Genomic DNA, 16,013 nt, shown 5'->3' with positions numbered 1-16,013 from the left:
GCAGAACCCCCTTTGCGCATGCTGCGTAGCGGGCAGGTACACTGCGCCGGATGGAACAATGGTTGCTCGACTCCGTGCATTGGATGTTGGCCGCGCTGGCGCTGCCATCGGTCGGGTTGCCCGCTGTGTTTTTGATCTGCCTGCTCTCGGCCACGCTGCTGCCTCTGGGGTCCGAAGCGGTGGTGTTTGGCTTCATCAAATTACAGCCAGACTTGTTCTGGCCCACCGTCGTGGTGGCCACATTGGGCAATACGGCCGGCGGTGTCATCAGCTATGCCATGGGTTTCGGCGCACAGCGTGCATTCGAACGCTGGCGCGAGAAGCACCCGCATGCACCCCAAGAGCAAGGTGGTTTTTCGCGTCGGATGGCCGGGCGCTGGAACACCCATGCCCGCCAGTGGTTGCATCGCCTGGGGCCGGCCGCCCTGCTCTTGTCCTGGTTGCCCGGGGTGGGCGATCCATTGTGTGCTGTGGCAGGCTGGTTGCGGCTGTCCTTCTGGCCTTGCGTGGCCTATATGGCGGCAGGCAAGTTGCTGCGCTATGCCCTGCTGACCGCCGGCTTGCTCTGGGCCATCTGAGCGGTGAGTTGACCGTAATCTGAAAGCCTATCCGAGGAGGATTTGGGGGGATTACGGGCCTTGGGCCGGCAATGTCTTAAAATGTTTTTTTAGGGCCCCTTCCCGCTGCCTCCATGAATGCCCCCCTCGCCAGCCAAATCCTGACTGCGGCGATGCCGCCTGCACCCGGCGCGCGCTTGCGCGAAATCCCCTACAACTACACGTCTTTCTCCGATCGTGAGGTCGTTGGCCGACTGCTGGGGGAGGACGCCTGGCAGTTGCTGTCCGACCTGCGCGGCGAGCGGCACACTGGGCGTTCGGCGCGCATGCTCTATGAGGTGCTGGGCGACATCTGGGTGGTGCGTCGCAACCCCTATCTGCAGGATGACCTGCTCGATAACCCCAAGCGCCGCAAGCTGCTGATCGAAGCCCTGCACCATCGCCTGGGAGAAATCGACAAGCGCCGCGAACCCGAATCGGCCGCCGCCCAGGGGCATGACCCCCAGCGCGACGCCAAAGTCGGGGAGTTACTCACGCGCGCCCATGCGGCGGTGGCCGAGTTCGAGGCGCAATTCGACCTGACCGACCAACTGCGCAAGCAGGCGCAGAAGGTGTTCGGGCGCATTACCGCGCGGGGCAACATCAAATTTGATGGTCTGTCGCGCGTGGCCCACGTCACCGATGCGACCGATTGGCGCGTCGAGTACCCCTTCGTGGTGCTCACCCCTGACGGCGAAGAAGAAATCGCCGCCCTGGTGCGCGCCTGTATCGAGTTGGGGCTGACCATCGTGCCGCGCGGGGGTGGTACGGGTTATACCGGTGGGGCCATTCCGCTGACCTGGAAGTCCGCGGTCATCAATACCGAAAAATTCGACCAGATTGCCGAGGTTGCGCTCACGCGCCTGCCGGGCCGTGACGACGAGGTCGGGGTGATTGCCACCGGCGCCGGCGTGGTCACCAAACGCGTGGCCGAAGCCGCCGAGCGTGGCGGCTTCGTGTTCGCCGTGGACCCCACCTCTGCCGAAGCCTCGTGTGTGGGCGGCAACATCGCCATGAATGCCGGCGGCAAGAAGGCCGTGCTGTGGGGCACTGCGCTGGACAACCTGGCCTGGTGGCGCATGGTGGATCCGGACGGCAACTGGCTTGAAGTCACACGTCTGGATCACAACATGGGCAAGATCCATGACGTGGAGGTAGCGCGCTTTGAGGTCAGGTGGTTCGACGGTGCTGCCAAGGCCGGCGAGAAGCTGCTGCGTACCGAGATCCTCGAGATCCCTGGGCGCGTTTTCCGCAAGGAAGGCCTGGGTAAGGACGTCACCGACAAGTTCCTGGCAGGGTTGCCGGGCGTGCAGAAAGAGGGCTGTGATGGCCTGATCACCTCTGCCCGCTGGGTGGTGCACCGCATGCCGCGCCATACGCGCACGGTCTGTATGGAGTTTTTCGGCCAGGCGCGCGATGCGATTCCGTCCATCGTCGAGGTCAAAGGCTATCTGGACGGCGAGGGCCGTGAACGCGGCGCCATCCTGGCCGGGCTGGAGCATCTGGACGAGCGCTACCTGCGCGCGGTGGGCTATGCCACCAAGAGCAAGCGCGGTGTGTTGCCGAAGATGGTTCTGATTGGCGACATCGTCGGCGACGACGACGCCGCCGTGGCTGCAGCGGCCAGTGAAGTGGTGCGTCTGGCCAATACCCGCCATGGCGAGGGTTTCGTTGCCGTCAGCGCCGAAGCCCGCAAGAAATTCTGGGCCGACCGTTCGCGCACAGCGGCCATTGCCCGTCACACCAACTCCTTCAAAATCAATGAAGACGTCGTGATTCCGCTCAATCGCATGGGTGAGTACACCGATGAAATCGAGCGCATCAATATCGAGCTGTCCACGCGCAACAAGCTGCGTTTGATCGATGCGCTGGACGAGTATCTCGCGCAGCCGCTGCCGGTGGGCAAGCCCGAAGACGCCGAGGATGCCGCGCTCACGCGCGCCGAGGTGCTGGCCGAGCGCACGCAGCAGGCCGTGGTCTTGCTGGCCGACGCGCGGCGTCGCTGGCAGTGGCTGCTGGATAACCTGGATTTGCCGCTGGCCCAGGCGCAAGCGCATCTGGCCGATATCGGTCTGACGAGCATGGCGGACGTGTTCGCCACGCGTCTGCAAACCCAGCCGCAGGCGCGAGTCTTCGATATCGTCCAGGACCGCACGGTGCGGGTGTCCTGGAAGACCGAGGTGTTGGCCGGTCTGCAAGGCATTTTCTCCGGGGCAGCGGCCAAACCCATCCTGGATGAAATCAAGAGCATCCATGCGCGAGTGCTCAAGAGTCGTGTCTTCGTGGCGCTGCACATGCACGCCGGCGACGGCAACGTCCACACCAATCTGCCGGTCAACTCCGATGACTACGGCATGCTGCGCGAAGCGCATGAGGCCGTCGATCGGATCATGCAGATCGCGCGCGATCTCGACGGGGTGATCTCGGGCGAGCATGGCATCGGCCTGACCAAGTGCGAGTTTCTGACGCACGAGGAGCTGGCTCCCTTCCAGGACTACAAGCGCCGCGTCGATCCCAACGGTCACTTCAACGCCGGCAAACTCATGCCTGGCGCGGACCTGCGTCACGCCTGGACGCCCAGCTTCAGCCTGATGGGGCACGAGTCGCTCATCATGCAGCAAAGCGATATTGGCGCGATTTCGGAGTCGGTCAAGGATTGCCTGCGGTGCGGCAAGTGCAAACCGGTCTGTGTCACGCATGTGCCACGTGCCAATCTGTTGTATTCCCCGCGCAACAAGATCCTGGCTACTTCTTTGCTGGTGGAAGCCTTTCTGTATGAAGAGCAGACGCGCCGTGGCGTGAGCCTGCGGCATTGGGAAGAGTTTGAGGACGTGGCCGACCATTGCACGGTCTGTCACAAATGCTATACGCCTTGTCCGGTCGATATTGATTTCGGCGATGTCTCGATGAACATGCGGGCGCTACTGCGCCGCATGGGCCGCAAGTCCTTCAATCCCGGTACGGCCGCAGCCATGTTCTTCCTGAACGCCAAGGACCCGGCCACCATCAACGCCACGCGCAAGGCCATGGTGGGCGTGGGGTATAAGGTGCAACGCGCCGCGCACGATCTGCTGGCGAGCGTGGCGCGCAAACAGACCGATCATCCGCCGGCCACCGTGGGCAAGCCCGCTTTGCGTGAGCAAGTGGTGCACTTCATCAACAAGAAGATGCCTGGTGGGCTACCTAAGCAGACCGCGCGCAAATTGCTCGATATCGAAGACGCCAATTACGTACCCATCATCCGGGATCCCAAGAGCACGACAGCCGATACCGAAGCGGTGTTCTATTTCCCGGGCTGTGGCTCCGAACGGTTGTTCTCTCAGGTGGGTCTGGCCACCCAGGCCATGCTCTGGCATGCGGGTGTGCAGACCGTGCTGCCTCCGGGTTATCTGTGTTGCGGGTATCCGCAGCGCGGCAATGGCATGACCGATAAGGCCGAGCAGATCATCACGGACAACCGTGTGCTGTTCCACCGGATGGCCAATACCCTGAACTACCTGGACATCAAGACCGTGGTGGTGAGCTGCGGCACCTGTTATGACCAGTTGGCCGGGTATGAATTCGACAAGATATTCCCTGGGTGCCGTCTGATCGACATCCATGAGTATCTGCTCGAAAAAGGCATCAAGCTCGACGGGGTTCAGGGTGTGCGCTACATGTACCACGACCCCTGTCATACCCCCATGAAGCTGCAGGATCCGATGAAGACGGTGCGTTCGCTCGTGGGCGAGCAGGCCATCAAGAGCGATCGCTGCTGCGGCGAATCGGGGACGTTGGCCGTAAGCCGTCCGGACATCTCTACCCAGGTGCGCTTTCGCAAGCAGGAAGAGCTGCTCAAGAACCGCTCGGCCGTAAGCGCCGATGGCTTCGATGGCGAGGTCAAGGTCTTGACGTCGTGTCCGTCCTGCCTGCAGGGGTTGTCGCGCTACGAAGGCGATACGAGTATGCAAGCCGACTACATCGTCGTCGAGATGGCGCGCCACATTCTGGGCGCGAGCTGGATGGAGGACTACGTGCGTCGTGCCAATACCGGCGGTATCGAGCGCGTCCTGGTCTAAGAACGCCACGCGACGAAGCCCCGCTCATCCGGCAGCATCCCGAACCGCGGAATGTTGCCGGATGAGCGGGGTTTTTTTATGTTTCAATGAGCGCCCCATTCATTGCAACATTTTTTCATGTCGTCGGATTTCCGCACGCCTGTAAAGGCGCCTGCCACGATTCCTTATTTTCTCCAGGAGCAGATCCGGGAGCTGATTATCGACGGCACGTTCGCGCCGGGCGAGCCCTTGCGCGAACAGGACCTGGAGCAGCGTTTCGGCACTAGCCGCAGCCCTATACGCGAGGCCTTGCGCCTGTTGGAGCTCACCGGCATGGTCGCCCATGTGCAACGCCGGGGGGTCCGGGTGCGGCGCTACACCAAGATCGAAATCCAGCAGCTGTGCGCCTTGCGGGCGGAATTGGCGGGCTACAGCATCCGCCAGCTCGATGGCCTGATTTCGGCTGAATTGTTGCAACAATTGCGGGCCTGTGACGGCGAGATGGCCCGCATGCATGCCGCGCAGGATCTGCGCCGCTATGCCGACGCGCTGCGGCAGTTCTATTTGATTGCGGTGCGACACACCGGCAACAAGCCGCTCGAAGATGTGCTGGCGAGGCTCTACGAGCAGGTCGAACCCATGCGGTACATCGTGCTGCGCCACGCGTTGGCCAAGCTGGCCTACGACGCCTTCCACCGCGACGTATTGCTGGCCCTGGAGGGGGGGCGCCTGATCAGGCAGCCGAGGCCGCACGCCGCCACATCATGGACCACCTGCCCGAGATGGTGCAGTGCTACGAGGCCGTTGCCGACCCGGCCTGAATCGACAGATGGTTATGCCGCGCTGATCGCGATGCCGGCGGCCTGTAGCGCCTGGCGGATGGCGCTTGCGAACTGCACAGCGTTGGGTTGGTCGCCATGGATGCACAGGGTGTCGGCAGCCAGCATGACCGTCTTGCCGCTGACGCTGGTCACACTGCCGCGTTGCACCATCTGCAAGACCTGGGCCACGGCCTGATCGGCTTGCGTGATCATCGCGCCAGGTTGGGTGCGTGGCGTGAGGCTGCCATCATCCTGATAGGAGCGATCGGCAAAGACTTCCTGCGCGCAACGCAGGCCTAGTGTCTCTGCCTCGGTGACCCAGTGGCTGCCGGCCAGGCCATAGACGATGAGCCGGTGATCGACATCGCGTACGGCGGTACAGATGGCACGGGCCAGCACGGCGTCCTTGGCCGCCATGTTGTAGAGCGCCCCGTGCGCTTTGACGTGATGCAGCCGGACACCTTGCGAGGCAGCCACGCCAGCCATGGCGCCTACCTGGTACACCACCATGTCATAGGCTTCCTGGGCACTGATTTGCATGACCCGGCGACCAAAGCCGGGCAGATCCGGCAGGCCGGGGTGCGCGCCCACGGCCACGTTATTGTCGCGAGCCAGCATCACGGTCTGGCGCATGGTGCCGGGGTCGCCGCCATGAAAACCACAGGCAATGTTGGCGGAGCTCACCAAGGGCAACACGGCGGCATCATTGCCCATGGGCCAGGCGCCATAGCTCTCGCCCATATCGCAATTCAGATCGAGGGTCTTGCTCATGTACGGGCTTCCTTCAGGGCGATGGACTGCAGCAGCGGATCGCGCAGGCTCTGCAGGCCGGCATGCAGCTCATCAAAGGCTCGCGCCCGCGCGGCATCCAGCTCTTGCGCCTGTTCGAGTTCGATCAGGGCAAAGCGGACTTGCTCGCCGGGCATGCGCTGCGCCAGCGAAGGCAGATCCACGCTGGCGATCTGCGCCAATTTCGGATAACCGCCGGTTGTTTGGCGGTCGGCCATCAGCACGATGGCCTCGCCGCCGGCCGGCACCTGTATCGTGCCAAAGCATGTCGCTTCGGACAGGATTTGGCGCGGTTGCTCCATCAGCAGAGACGGGCCCTGCAGGCGGTAGCCCATGCGGTCGGACTGCGCGCTGATACGGAAAGCCTGACTCAGAAAATCCGTGCGGGTGCGTTCGGAAAATTCGGCCCAATGCGGGCCGGGTAAGACGCGCAGGACGTCGCGCGGCGTATTGCGCAACGTCGCAGGCAGGTAAATCCGGGTATCCCAGAGCGCCTGCGCCAGGGGATCGAGGACATCTGACTGCGCGCGCAAGGGCCGTGCCAGGCCGACGCGGTCGTCTTTGCGCAGCGCGCGTCCCTGCCAGCCGCCAAAACCGCTGCGCAGGTAAGTGCTGCTGCTGTCCATGACGGGGTCCAGCGCAAATCCGCCATAGACGGCCAGATAACTGCGCGCGCCCTGAACCGGCGCGCCGAAGGCAAGCACGGATCCCGGCCGCGCGATCAGCGGCCGATGCATGCACAGCGGCTTGCCGTCGAGCGTCGCATCCAGATCCGCGCCCGCCAAGGCAAAGCAGGCCGCGCTGTCAAAACGCAGGGTGGGGCCGGTAAGGGTAATTTCCAGGGTGGCCGGCTGCGCACTGTTGCCCGCCAGCAGGTTCGCCAGCCGGTGGGCCCGTTCATCCATGGCGCCGGCCACGGGGATGCCTTGATGCTGGTAACCGTAGCGGCCTTCGTCCTGAAAGGTCGACAGCATGCCCGGTTTCAGTACGGTGATGCTCATGGCTGCTCCGCGCGCAGGCGGTCGAAAGTAACCTCATCGATGGGCACGAAGCGAATACGGTCGCCTGGTTGCAGCAGCGATGCGGGCTCGCGTGCCGGGTCAAACATGACCAGCGGCGTGGCGCCGATGATGCTCCAGCCTCCGGGCAGGCGATTGGGATAGATGACCGTCTGGCGGTTGGCGATGGCCACCGAGCCGGCAGGCACTTCCGTGCGTGGGGAGTCGCGCCGCGGCAGATTCAAGCGCTCGTCGTGCACGCCGATGTAGCTGTGACCGGGGGCAAATCCCAGCATATAGACCATGCTGCCGGCTTGCCCATGCAACGCGATCAATTCCTGCTCGGTCAGTCCACAGCTTTGTGCTGCCTGGGCCAGGTCCGGGCCGTGTTTGCCTCCATAGCACACGGGCACGTCGACTTCGCGGCTGACGCGGGTGTCGGCCACGATGTCCTGCGCCAGGAGTTCGCGCACGCGATCGGCCAGTTCCGCGAATCGCAGGCCGCCTTGTGGCACCGGGCGGTAGTGCACGGCCACGGTGGTAAAGGACGGCACCACGTCGACCACGCCCGGCCAGCGAGCCAGGCGAATCTGGCGCGCCAGTCCCAGGCATAGACGGCCCGTGGCCTCTGCAATGGTGTCGCCCAGGATGACCAGCAGGCAGCGGTCGCCCTGGGGTTGTATGCGCCAGTCAGGATGACCGGTAGGGGCTTCTTGAGTCTCGGACAACGGCAATCCTGCTGGGCGGCAAGGGCTTATTTGGCGAACAGCGACTCGATGTTCTTGAACGCCTTGAACTCCAGGGCATTGCCCGATTGGTCCAGGAAGAACATGGTGGCCTGCTCGCCGACTTCACCCTTGAAACGGATGTAGGGCTCGATGACGAAATCGGTGCCGGCATCCGTCAGTTTCTTGGCCATGGCTTCCCATTGTTCCATCGAGAGCACCACGCCGAAGTGACGCACCGGCACGTTGTGAGAGTCTACGGCATTGGTGGCGTTTGCGCCGCATTCTTGGGGGGCAAGGTGAGCGACGATCTGGTGGCCGTAGAAATTGAAATCGATCCACTCGGGCGAGCTGCGCCCTTCCGAACAGCCCAGCAGTTCGCCATAGAACTCGCGGGCTTCGGCCAGGTCACGTACCGGGAAGGCAAGGTGGAAAGGGGGGATGGCGGTTTGAGCGGTCATGATGAAAATTTCCAGACAGGGCAGCACCATGCTGCGAGCGACATAGTTTACGGATTGTTTTTTTGATCGAAAAACGATATTTTTGGGACTTAGGATCAATTATTTTTGTGCTCGTTCTGGTGTGCTAATTCGCCCCTATTTAATTCATGCTTCGTGAGTTCAGAACCTTCGTCGCCGTGGCCCGTGACGGTACCTTCACCGGGGCGGGTCGTCAGCTCGGCCTGACGCAATCGGCCGTCAGCGCCCAGATCCGGCGTCTGGAGAATCATCTGGGTGTGACGCTGTTTGACCGCAGCGCCAAGGCGGCGGCGCTCAATGCCCAGGGGCGGGCATTGTTGCCCCAAGCCGAGGAGCTGCTGGAACTGGCCGACGGAATGGTCAAGCAGGGGGGAGGGCGAGTCAGCGGGGTGTTGCGTATTGGCGCCATCGCCTCGGTTCAGCAGGATCTGCTGGTGCGTGCACTCAAGCCCTTTCGAGCAGCCTATCCCGATGTCCGTGTGCGGGTGGTGCCAGGGGTGTCGCTGTCACTGCTGGGCCAGGTCGACGCCGGCGAGGTGGATCTGGTGGTGCAGATTCGCCCGCCCTTCGCCTTGCCGCCCGAACTGGCCTGGCAGGCGCTGCTCAGCGAGCCGATGGTGCTGGCGGTCAAGGATACGATGCCGCTGCGGCCCTGGCGCGACCTGCTCGAAACCGAACCGTTCATACGGTATGAGCGCTCATCGTTTGGCGGGCGGCTGGTCGATCGGTTCCTGCGCCGCCACCGCATCGAGGTTCAAGAGGCGGTCGAACTCGATGAAATCGATGCGCTGGCCAATCTGGTGCGTGCTGGCCTGGGCGTTGCCATCCTGCCGCATACGCGCTGGCTCAACCGCACCGGGCTGCGTCTCATCGAACTCGGAGAGCCCGATTTTGTGCGGGAGATCGGCCTGATCGGGCGCCTGTCACGCTCGGCCATACTCGAAAAAATGGGAGTCTGCCTGCAGCAGGCCAGCGCGGAGCAGGCCGGACCCGCAGGTCCGGCCGCCACACCGGTCAAAGGCGATCGCAACGTACCGTGATGGGGTGGCTGCGCAGCGCACTCATGACGGTGTCGTCGACGGTGCCGTCGACATCGGTGACCACATAACCGATCTGGCCACGGGTCTGCAGGGTCTGGCTGACGATGTTCAAGCCATGTTCGGCCAGCAGGTTGTCCAGCGTGCCCAGGGCGCCTGGCGCATTGCGGTGGACGTGAAGAATGCGCGCCGCGCCCGCCGGCTCTACATAAGCCAGTTCGGGGAAGTTGACCGCCGTCTTGGTCGTGCCGGCCCGCAGAAAGCGCACCAGCTTTTCGGCGACTTCGCGGCCGATGTTTTCCTGGGACTCCTGGGTGCTGCCGCCGATGTGCGGGGTCAGGATGACATTGGGCAGGCCGATGAGCGGGCTGGCCAGGGGCTCGTCCGGGCCCTTGGGTTCAGACGGGAAAACGTCCAGCGCCGCGCCGGCCAGATGGCCTTGGCGCAACGCCGTGTTCAGGGCGTCGATATCCACGACCGCGCCGCGCGAGGCGTTGATCAGAATGGCGCCACGGCGCATCTGGGACAGCGCTTCGGCGTTGATGATGTTCTCGGTGCCTTTGCCGCCGGGCACGTGCAGTGTCACGACATCAGACTGGCTGAGCAGCTCGTTGAGTGACGCAGCGGCTCGCGCATTGCCCAGCGGCAGCTTGGCTTCGACGTCGAAGTACACCACCCGCATGCCGATGGCTTCGGCCAGCGTGCTGATCTGCGAACCGATATTGCCGTAGCCGACGATGCCCAGCGTCTTGCCGCGCGCCTCAAAGGCGCCAGCAGCGCTTTTGTCCCAGTGCCCCTGATGCACCCGCAGATTCTTCTCGGGGATGCGGCGCAACAGCAAGATGGCCTCGCCCAGGACCAGTTCGGCAACGGAACGGGTATTCGAAAACGGTGCGTTGAAGACTGGAATGCCACGCTTCATGGCGGCGTCCACATCGACCTGATTGGTGCCGATGCAAAAGCATCCCACCACGCGGATGTCGGGAAACTCTGCCAGCAGCTCGGCATCCAGATGGGTACGAGAACGGATCCCCACCACTTCGGCGCCGCGCAGTGCGGCGCGCAACTCGGCCGCAGGCAACGCGGTGCTGTGCGTGGCGATATCGGAGTAGCCGGCGGCTTCGAAGACCGCGCGGGCGCTGGGGTGAACGTTCTCGAAAAAAACGATTTGAGCCATGGATGCTTGCCGTAAGGAAAGAGTGGCCCGGGGTGTCCCGGAGCGGTGCCAGTGGGCACCGACACCCCAATTGTGGACCAGATTCATGCTGCAAGCGCACAAACCCTTGGCGGCAGTGGGGCCTCACGCCGCGTCGCGGGCTGCCCCGTTCTCTCCCGACTCGGGCCGCTCCCTCAGGCTGGCTCGGCGGGGACCACGCGATCAGGCGGGAACAACAACGAGAAGGTACTGCCCTTGCCGGGTTCGCTTTCGATCAGTAGCTCGGCATCGTGGCGCAGCACGATGTGCTTGGTGATGGCCAGGCCCAGGCCCGTGCCACCGACGGCGCGCGAGCGGCCCCGGTCGACACGGTAGAAGCGTTCGGTCAGGCGGGGGATGTGGCGTGCGGGGATACCGATACCTGTATCCCTGACGCTGTAGCGGGCGCCGCCGTCGGGCGTGCCTTGCCAACTCACGGTGATATGTCCGCCCTCGGGGGTGTAACGCACCGCGTTGGTCAGCAGATTCGACAGCGCCGAGGCCAGCTCCGAGCCGCTGCCCAGAACGTCCAGGTTGGCATCGACCTGCCATTCGAAATGATGCCGGCCGCCTGACAGCGCCTCGGCCTGCTGGCGTGCGGTCTGAAGCAACGCCTGGATATTGACGGCTACCGGGTCCGTGCCGGGGGAGGACTCCAGCGTCGAGAGGGTGAGAAGATCCTCGACGATGGCCTGCATGCGTTGCGCCTGCTCCAGCATCATGGCCAGATACTGGCTGCGCTGTTCTTCGCCCAGCGCCTCTGGCGGCATGTCGTGCAGCGTTTCCAGAAAACCTGCCAGCACCGTCAGTGGTGTGCGCAGCTCATGCGACACGTTGGCCACGAAATCGCGCCGTGTGGTCTCGAGTTTTTCGATCTGGGTCACATCGCGCGTGATCAGCAGACGGCGGCTGGAGGCGTAAGTGGCCAGCTGAATCATCATGACGCGCTCCTGGCCCGACTGGCCCACGCGCACCAGAATGGGTTCGGGCCAGTTGCTGCGATGCGCATAGGCGACGAACTCGGGCGAACGCAGCAGATTCATCAGATTCTGTCCGCGATCCGCGGGCAGACGCAGCCCCAGGTGACGTCGGGCCATGCGGTTGCCCCATTCGATCTGGTAGTCCTCGTTCAGGGTCACGACGCCATCGGGCAGGGCCTGGGCGGCGGCCAGCATGCCCTGCATGGTGTCCTGCAGCTCGGCCAGTTCGCGCCGCCGGGCCCGGGTGTAGCGGTACAGCGGGGCCAGAATGTCCTCCCAGGGGCCCACGCCGGCAGGCGGCGCCGTATCCGGGTCATGGGCCCAGGCCGAGACGCGTTGCAAGCGCCAACTGCGCCATAGCACCATGGCCGTCATGGCCGCGGAAAACAACACCCAGCCGGCGGGCGAGCCCGCCAGCGCATGGAGCAGCAGGCTGATCACCGCCCAAAGGACGATCAGCAAAAGCGTACGCAGCCAGATCATCGTGGTGGGTTTCTACCGTGCCGGCACCTGAGAGGTGAATCGATAGCCGCTGCCGCGCACGGTTTCGACGTGCGCATCATGGCCGCTGGGCTCCAGCGCCTTACGCAGGCGGCGGATATGGACATCGACCGTGCGCTCCTCGACGAAGACGTGGTCGCCCCAGACCTGATCGAGCAATTGCGAACGCGAGAACACGCGCTCGGGGTGCGTCATGAAGAAATGCAGCAGACGGAACTCGGTCGGGCCGATCTGCAAGGGCTGAGTATTGCCCGACAGGCGGTGAGTGACCGGATCCAGCTTCAGGCCGCTGACATCGATGATGTCGTCGGTGAGTTGAGGCGCGCGGCGGCGCAACACCGCTTTGATGCGCGCCATCAGCTCCTTGGGTGAGAAGGGCTTGGTAATGTAGTCATCGGCGCCGGCTTCCAGGCCGTCGACTTTGTCCTGTTCGGCACCCTTGGCCGTGAGCATGATGACCGGCACGTTGCGGGTGCGCTCGTCATCACGCAGTTTGCGCGCCAGCGACAGGCCGGACATGCCCGGAAGCATCCAGTCCAGCAGGATCAGATCGGGGAGCTCGGCGCGGATCAGGGTCTGGGCCTGTTCGGCGTCGAAAGCACGCAGGACTTTATGGCCGGCGAAAGACAGGTTGACCGCGATCAGTTCCTGGATGGCGGGTTCGTCTTCGACGACAAGAATAGTGCTAGACATAGGGATGGTTACGCAGCAGTGCGCCACATGGCGCGAACGTTGCCATAGTATGGCCGCAATATTTCAGGTATGTGACCAAGCTTGCGGCCGGATTGCCTGCGCCAATCGGCTACCATTGGACCATATCCCGGGATTTCACCATGCAAAAGCCTTCCTCTCCTTCCGATACGTCCCCTTCCGGCAGCACCCACTTCGGTTTTCAGTCCGTAGCCGAAGGCGACAAGGCGCGCAAAGTTGCCGAAGTCTTTCATTCGGTCGCCTCGCGCTATGACGTCATGAATGACTTGATGTCAGGCGGTTTGCACCGCATCTGGAAAGCCTTCACGATCGGCCGTGCCGCCGTGCGGCCTGGCATGAAAGTGCTGGATATCGCGGGCGGCACGGGCGATCTGGCCCGCGCCTTTGCCAAGCGCGCCGGCCCCACCGGCGAGGTATGGCTGACCGATATCAATGATTCGATGCTGCGCGTCGGACGCGATCGCCTGACAGACAGCGGTCTCATCCTGCCGGTCGCGGTCTGTGATGCGGAAAAACTCCCGTTTCCCGATGGCCACTTCGATCGCGTGAGCGTGGCCTTCGGCTTGCGCAACATGACGCACAAGGATCGGGCGCTGGCCGAAATGACCCGTGTGCTCAAGCCGGGCGGCAAGTTGCTGGTGCTGGAGTTCTCACGGGTCGCCAAACCGCTGGCGCCGGCTTATGACTGGTATTCCTTCAACGTGCTCCCCTGGTTGGGCAAGAAAGTCGCCAATGACGAAGCGAGCTACCGGTACCTGGCCGAATCCATCCGCATGCACCCCGACCAGGACACGCTTGCCGACATGATGCGCGCCGCCGGCCTGGACCGTGTGCAGTACTTCAACCTGACCGCTGGCGTGGCCGCCCTGCACGAAGGGGTGCGACTGAGCTAGGGGTGCAAGTCCTGCCTGGGGGAGTATTTGTCGCTACTGCGGGAACTTGTGGTGGATGACCTTGTCCGTTATTCTTAAGGTTGTTCAGTTTAATGTAAGAAAGTGGCGGCAGGCACCGCCTAGCTGTGAAGATTCAATAGGTTGTATGCATGGTTCATCCGAACCGGATTTGAGAAACTGGAAATCGCCAACCCCCCAGTTCACTCAAGGAGCCCGGCCGGATGAACACCCATAAGCATGCCCGATTGACCTTCCTACGTCGCCTCGAAATGGTCCAGCAATTGATCGCCCATCAAGTTTGTGTGCCTGAAGCGGCCCGCGCCTATGGGGTCACCGCGCCGACTGTGCGCAAATGGCTGGGCCGCTTCCTGGCTCAGGGCCAGGCGGGTTTGGCCGATGCGTCCTCGCGCCCGACGGTCTCGCCCCGAGCGATTGCGCCGGCCAAGGCGCTGGCTATCGTGGAGCTGCGCCGCAAGCGGCTGACCCAAGCGCGCATCGCCCAGGCGCTGGGCGTGTCAGCCAGCACCGTCAGCCGCGTCCTGGCCCGCGCCGGTCTGTCGCACCTGGCCGACCTGGAGCCGGCCGAGCCGGTGGTGCGCTACGAGCATCAGGCCCCCGGCGATCTGCTGCACATCGACATCAAGAAGCTGGGACGTATCCAGCGCCCTGGCCACCGGGTCACGGGCAACCGACGCGATACCGTTGAGGGGGCCGGCTGGGACTTCGTCTTCGTGGCCATCGATGACCACGCCCGCGTGGCCTTCACCGACATCCACCCCGACGAGCGCTTCCCCAGCGCCGTCCAGTTCCTCAAGGACGCAGTGGCCTACTACCAGCGCCTGGGCGTGACCATCCAGCGCTTGCTCACCGACAATGGCTCGGCCTTTCGCAGCCGCGCCTTCGCCGCGCTGTGCCATGAGCTGGGCATCAAGCACCGCTTTACCCGACCTTACCGCCCACAGACCAATGGCAAGGCCGAACGCTTCATCCAGTCGGCCTTGCGTGAGTGGGCTTACGCTCACACCTACCAGAACTCCCAACACCGAGCCGATGCCATGAAATCCTGGCTACACCACTACAACTGGCATCGACCCCACCAAGGCATCGGGCGCGCTGTACCCATCTCCAGACTCAACCTGGACGAATACAACCTATTGACAGTTCACACCTAGCCGCCACTCGCCTCTGCGGGGGGGCGAATACACGAGGAGCATTATCGTCATGTCCATCAAGTTTGGCCTTTCCCGAGTGCTGGCTGCGGCGTTGATCGCCGTATCCGGCGCCGCGCTGATCACGGCGTCCTTTGACGCGGAAGCGCGCCGCGCCGGCGGCGGCTCCAGCGCCGGCCGCCAATCCTCCAACGTCACCACCCAGCGGCAGGCCACCAAGCCACCGGCTACTCCGGGTGCGGGCACCACGGCTGGCGCCACGTCGGCCGCCGCCGCCAAGAGCGGCGCGTCGCGCTGGCTGGGCCCCATCGCCGGCATCGCCGCCGGGCTGGGTCTGGCCGCGCTGTTCTCCAGCCTCGGTCTGGGTGGCGCGTTGGCTGAGTTCCTCGGCAGCGCGTTGCTGATCGGCCTGGTGATCTTTGCGGTTCTGTTCCTCGTTCGCCGCCTGCGCGGCGCCGCGCCACGTCAGGCCATGCAGGGCGCTTACAGCTCCGCAGGCAGTCCGCCCGCACAACAGAACTCGCAGCCCGCCTGGCGCGAGAGCCTGGCTGCGGCCCCGGCGGCAGCACCTGCTGCCTCCGTAGCTGCCGCGCCAGTGGCCGCGTCCCTGCCCAAGGCGGGCGACGACGGTAACTGGTTCATCCCGGGTGACTTCGACACGCCGCGTTTTCTGCAGCAGGCCAAAGAGCAATTCGTCCGCATCCAGGGCATCTGGGACAGCGGCAACGTCGACAACTTGCGCGATCTGCTCACCGATGACCTGATCGCCGAGTTCAAGCCGCAACTCGAAGCGCGCGGCACCGAAGTCAACAAGACCGAAGTCGTGCTGCTCAACGCTGAGCTGCTGGGTATCGAGACCGTCTCCGACGGCCATCTGGCCAGCGTGCGCTTCTCCGGCATGCTGCGCGAAACCCCGGGCGCCGAAGCCTTCCGTTTTGAAGAGGTCTGGAACCTCTTCAAACCCACCAGTGGCGGATGGTTGCTGGCCGGCATTCAACAGATCCCGGTCGAGTACGCCAACTGATTCGCCAGGCTCCGTAGTACTTTGAATGCCCGCGCTTTGCGCGGGCATTTTTTCTGGT

Annotated in this window: 13 protein-coding genes and 1 pseudogene; 7 read left to right on the top strand and 7 right to left on the bottom strand. The window is 63.7% G+C overall.

Annotation, left to right across the window (positions count from 1 at the left end; all coding sequences use genetic code 11):
• Positions 1-50: 50 nt before the first annotated feature.
• From LK440_RS14515 to LK440_RS14505, 3 genes and pseudogenes are all read left to right on the top strand, one after another.
• Positions 51-578: a YqaA family protein gene (locus LK440_RS14515; RefSeq protein ID WP_005018188.1), complete on the top strand. Its 528-nt coding sequence runs from the start codon at positions 51-53 to the stop codon at positions 576-578.
• Between the two features lie 113 nt (positions 579-691).
• Positions 692-4,654 carry a DUF3683 domain-containing protein gene (locus LK440_RS14510; protein ID WP_005018190.1) on the top strand — a complete coding sequence of 1,321 codons (3,963 nt, stop codon included), beginning with the start codon at positions 692-694 and terminating at the stop codon, positions 4,652-4,654.
• Positions 4,655-4,771: 117 nt separating this feature from the next.
• A pseudogene (locus tag LK440_RS14505) lies at positions 4,772-5,299 on the top strand (GntR family transcriptional regulator); the annotation flags it as partial.
• Positions 5,300-5,466: 167 nt separating this feature from the next.
• Here LK440_RS14505 and LK440_RS14500 read toward each other — a convergent pair.
• Genes LK440_RS14500 through LK440_RS14485 form a run of 4 tightly spaced genes read right to left on the bottom strand, consistent with a single transcriptional unit; the run spans position 5,467 to position 8,427 of the window.
• Positions 5,467-6,225, bottom strand: coding sequence for a LamB/YcsF family protein (locus LK440_RS14500; RefSeq protein WP_005018201.1), 759 nt, complete (start codon positions 6,223-6,225; stop codon positions 5,467-5,469).
• Entirely contained in the window at positions 6,222-7,244 is a 1,023-nt protein-coding gene (locus tag LK440_RS14495) for a 5-oxoprolinase subunit C family protein (RefSeq protein WP_005018204.1), read from the bottom strand. Before LK440_RS14495 ends, LK440_RS14500 begins: the two co-directional genes overlap by 4 nt.
• The gene (pxpB, locus tag LK440_RS14490; RefSeq protein WP_005018208.1) at positions 7,241-7,969 is read right to left on the bottom strand and encodes a 5-oxoprolinase subunit PxpB; all 729 of its coding nucleotides are present in this window, start codon (positions 7,967-7,969) and stop codon (positions 7,241-7,243) included. The genes LK440_RS14495 and pxpB overlap by 4 nt, the downstream gene beginning before the upstream one ends.
• Before the next feature lie 26 nt (positions 7,970-7,995).
• A complete protein-coding gene (locus tag LK440_RS14485; RefSeq protein ID WP_005018210.1) occupies positions 7,996-8,427 on the bottom strand; it encodes a VOC family protein in 432 nt (143 codons plus the stop codon).
• A gap of 146 nt (positions 8,428-8,573) precedes the next feature.
• On the opposite strand from LK440_RS14485, the gene LK440_RS14480 reads away from it, so the two are divergent.
• Complete coding sequence (locus LK440_RS14480; protein ID WP_005018213.1) at positions 8,574-9,485, top strand: LysR family transcriptional regulator; 912 nt, start codon at positions 8,574-8,576, stop codon at positions 9,483-9,485.
• Here the strand turns inward: LK440_RS14480 and serA are convergent.
• The 3 genes from serA to phoB all read right to left on the bottom strand — a co-directional run bounded on the left by serA (position 9,460) and on the right by phoB (position 12,851).
• Positions 9,460-10,659 (bottom strand): phosphoglycerate dehydrogenase, encoded by a 1,200-nt coding sequence (gene serA, locus LK440_RS14475; protein ID WP_005018215.1) that lies wholly within the window; start codon positions 10,657-10,659, stop codon positions 9,460-9,462. The two genes, LK440_RS14480 and serA, sit on opposite strands and share 26 nt — an antisense overlap.
• Positions 10,660-10,832: 173 nt before the next feature.
• Entirely contained in the window at positions 10,833-12,140 is a 1,308-nt protein-coding gene (phoR, locus tag LK440_RS14470) for a phosphate regulon sensor histidine kinase PhoR (RefSeq protein ID WP_005018218.1), read from the bottom strand.
• A gap of 12 nt (positions 12,141-12,152) precedes the next feature.
• Positions 12,153-12,851, bottom strand: a complete 699-nt coding sequence (phoB, locus tag LK440_RS14465; RefSeq protein ID WP_005018221.1) for a phosphate regulon transcriptional regulator PhoB — start codon at positions 12,849-12,851, stop codon at positions 12,153-12,155.
• A 140-nt stretch (positions 12,852-12,991) separates the two neighbouring features.
• On the opposite strand from phoB, the gene ubiE reads away from it, so the two are divergent.
• From ubiE to LK440_RS14450, 3 genes are all read left to right on the top strand, one after another.
• Entirely contained in the window at positions 12,992-13,762 is a 771-nt protein-coding gene (ubiE, locus tag LK440_RS14460; RefSeq protein ID WP_005018233.1) for a bifunctional demethylmenaquinone methyltransferase/2-methoxy-6-polyprenyl-1,4-benzoquinol methylase UbiE, read from the top strand.
• Positions 13,763-13,983: 221 nt separating this feature from the next.
• Positions 13,984-14,934, top strand: a complete 951-nt coding sequence (locus LK440_RS14455; RefSeq protein ID WP_005013747.1) for an IS481-like element IS481 family transposase — start codon at positions 13,984-13,986, stop codon at positions 14,932-14,934.
• A gap of 49 nt (positions 14,935-14,983) precedes the next feature.
• Positions 14,984-15,955 carry a Tim44 domain-containing protein gene (locus LK440_RS14450; RefSeq protein WP_005018234.1) on the top strand — a complete coding sequence of 324 codons (972 nt, stop codon included), beginning with the start codon at positions 14,984-14,986 and terminating at the stop codon, positions 15,953-15,955.
• Positions 15,956-16,013 lie beyond the last annotated feature (58 nt).

Origin of the sequence: Bordetella holmesii, assembly GCF_020735985.1 — a bacterium.
GTDB classification, from domain to species: Bacteria; Pseudomonadota; Gammaproteobacteria; order Burkholderiales; family Burkholderiaceae_B; genus Bordetella; species Bordetella holmesii.
Note: the sequence above shows the minus strand (reverse complement) of the source record. Positions and strands in the feature narration are given on the sequence as shown.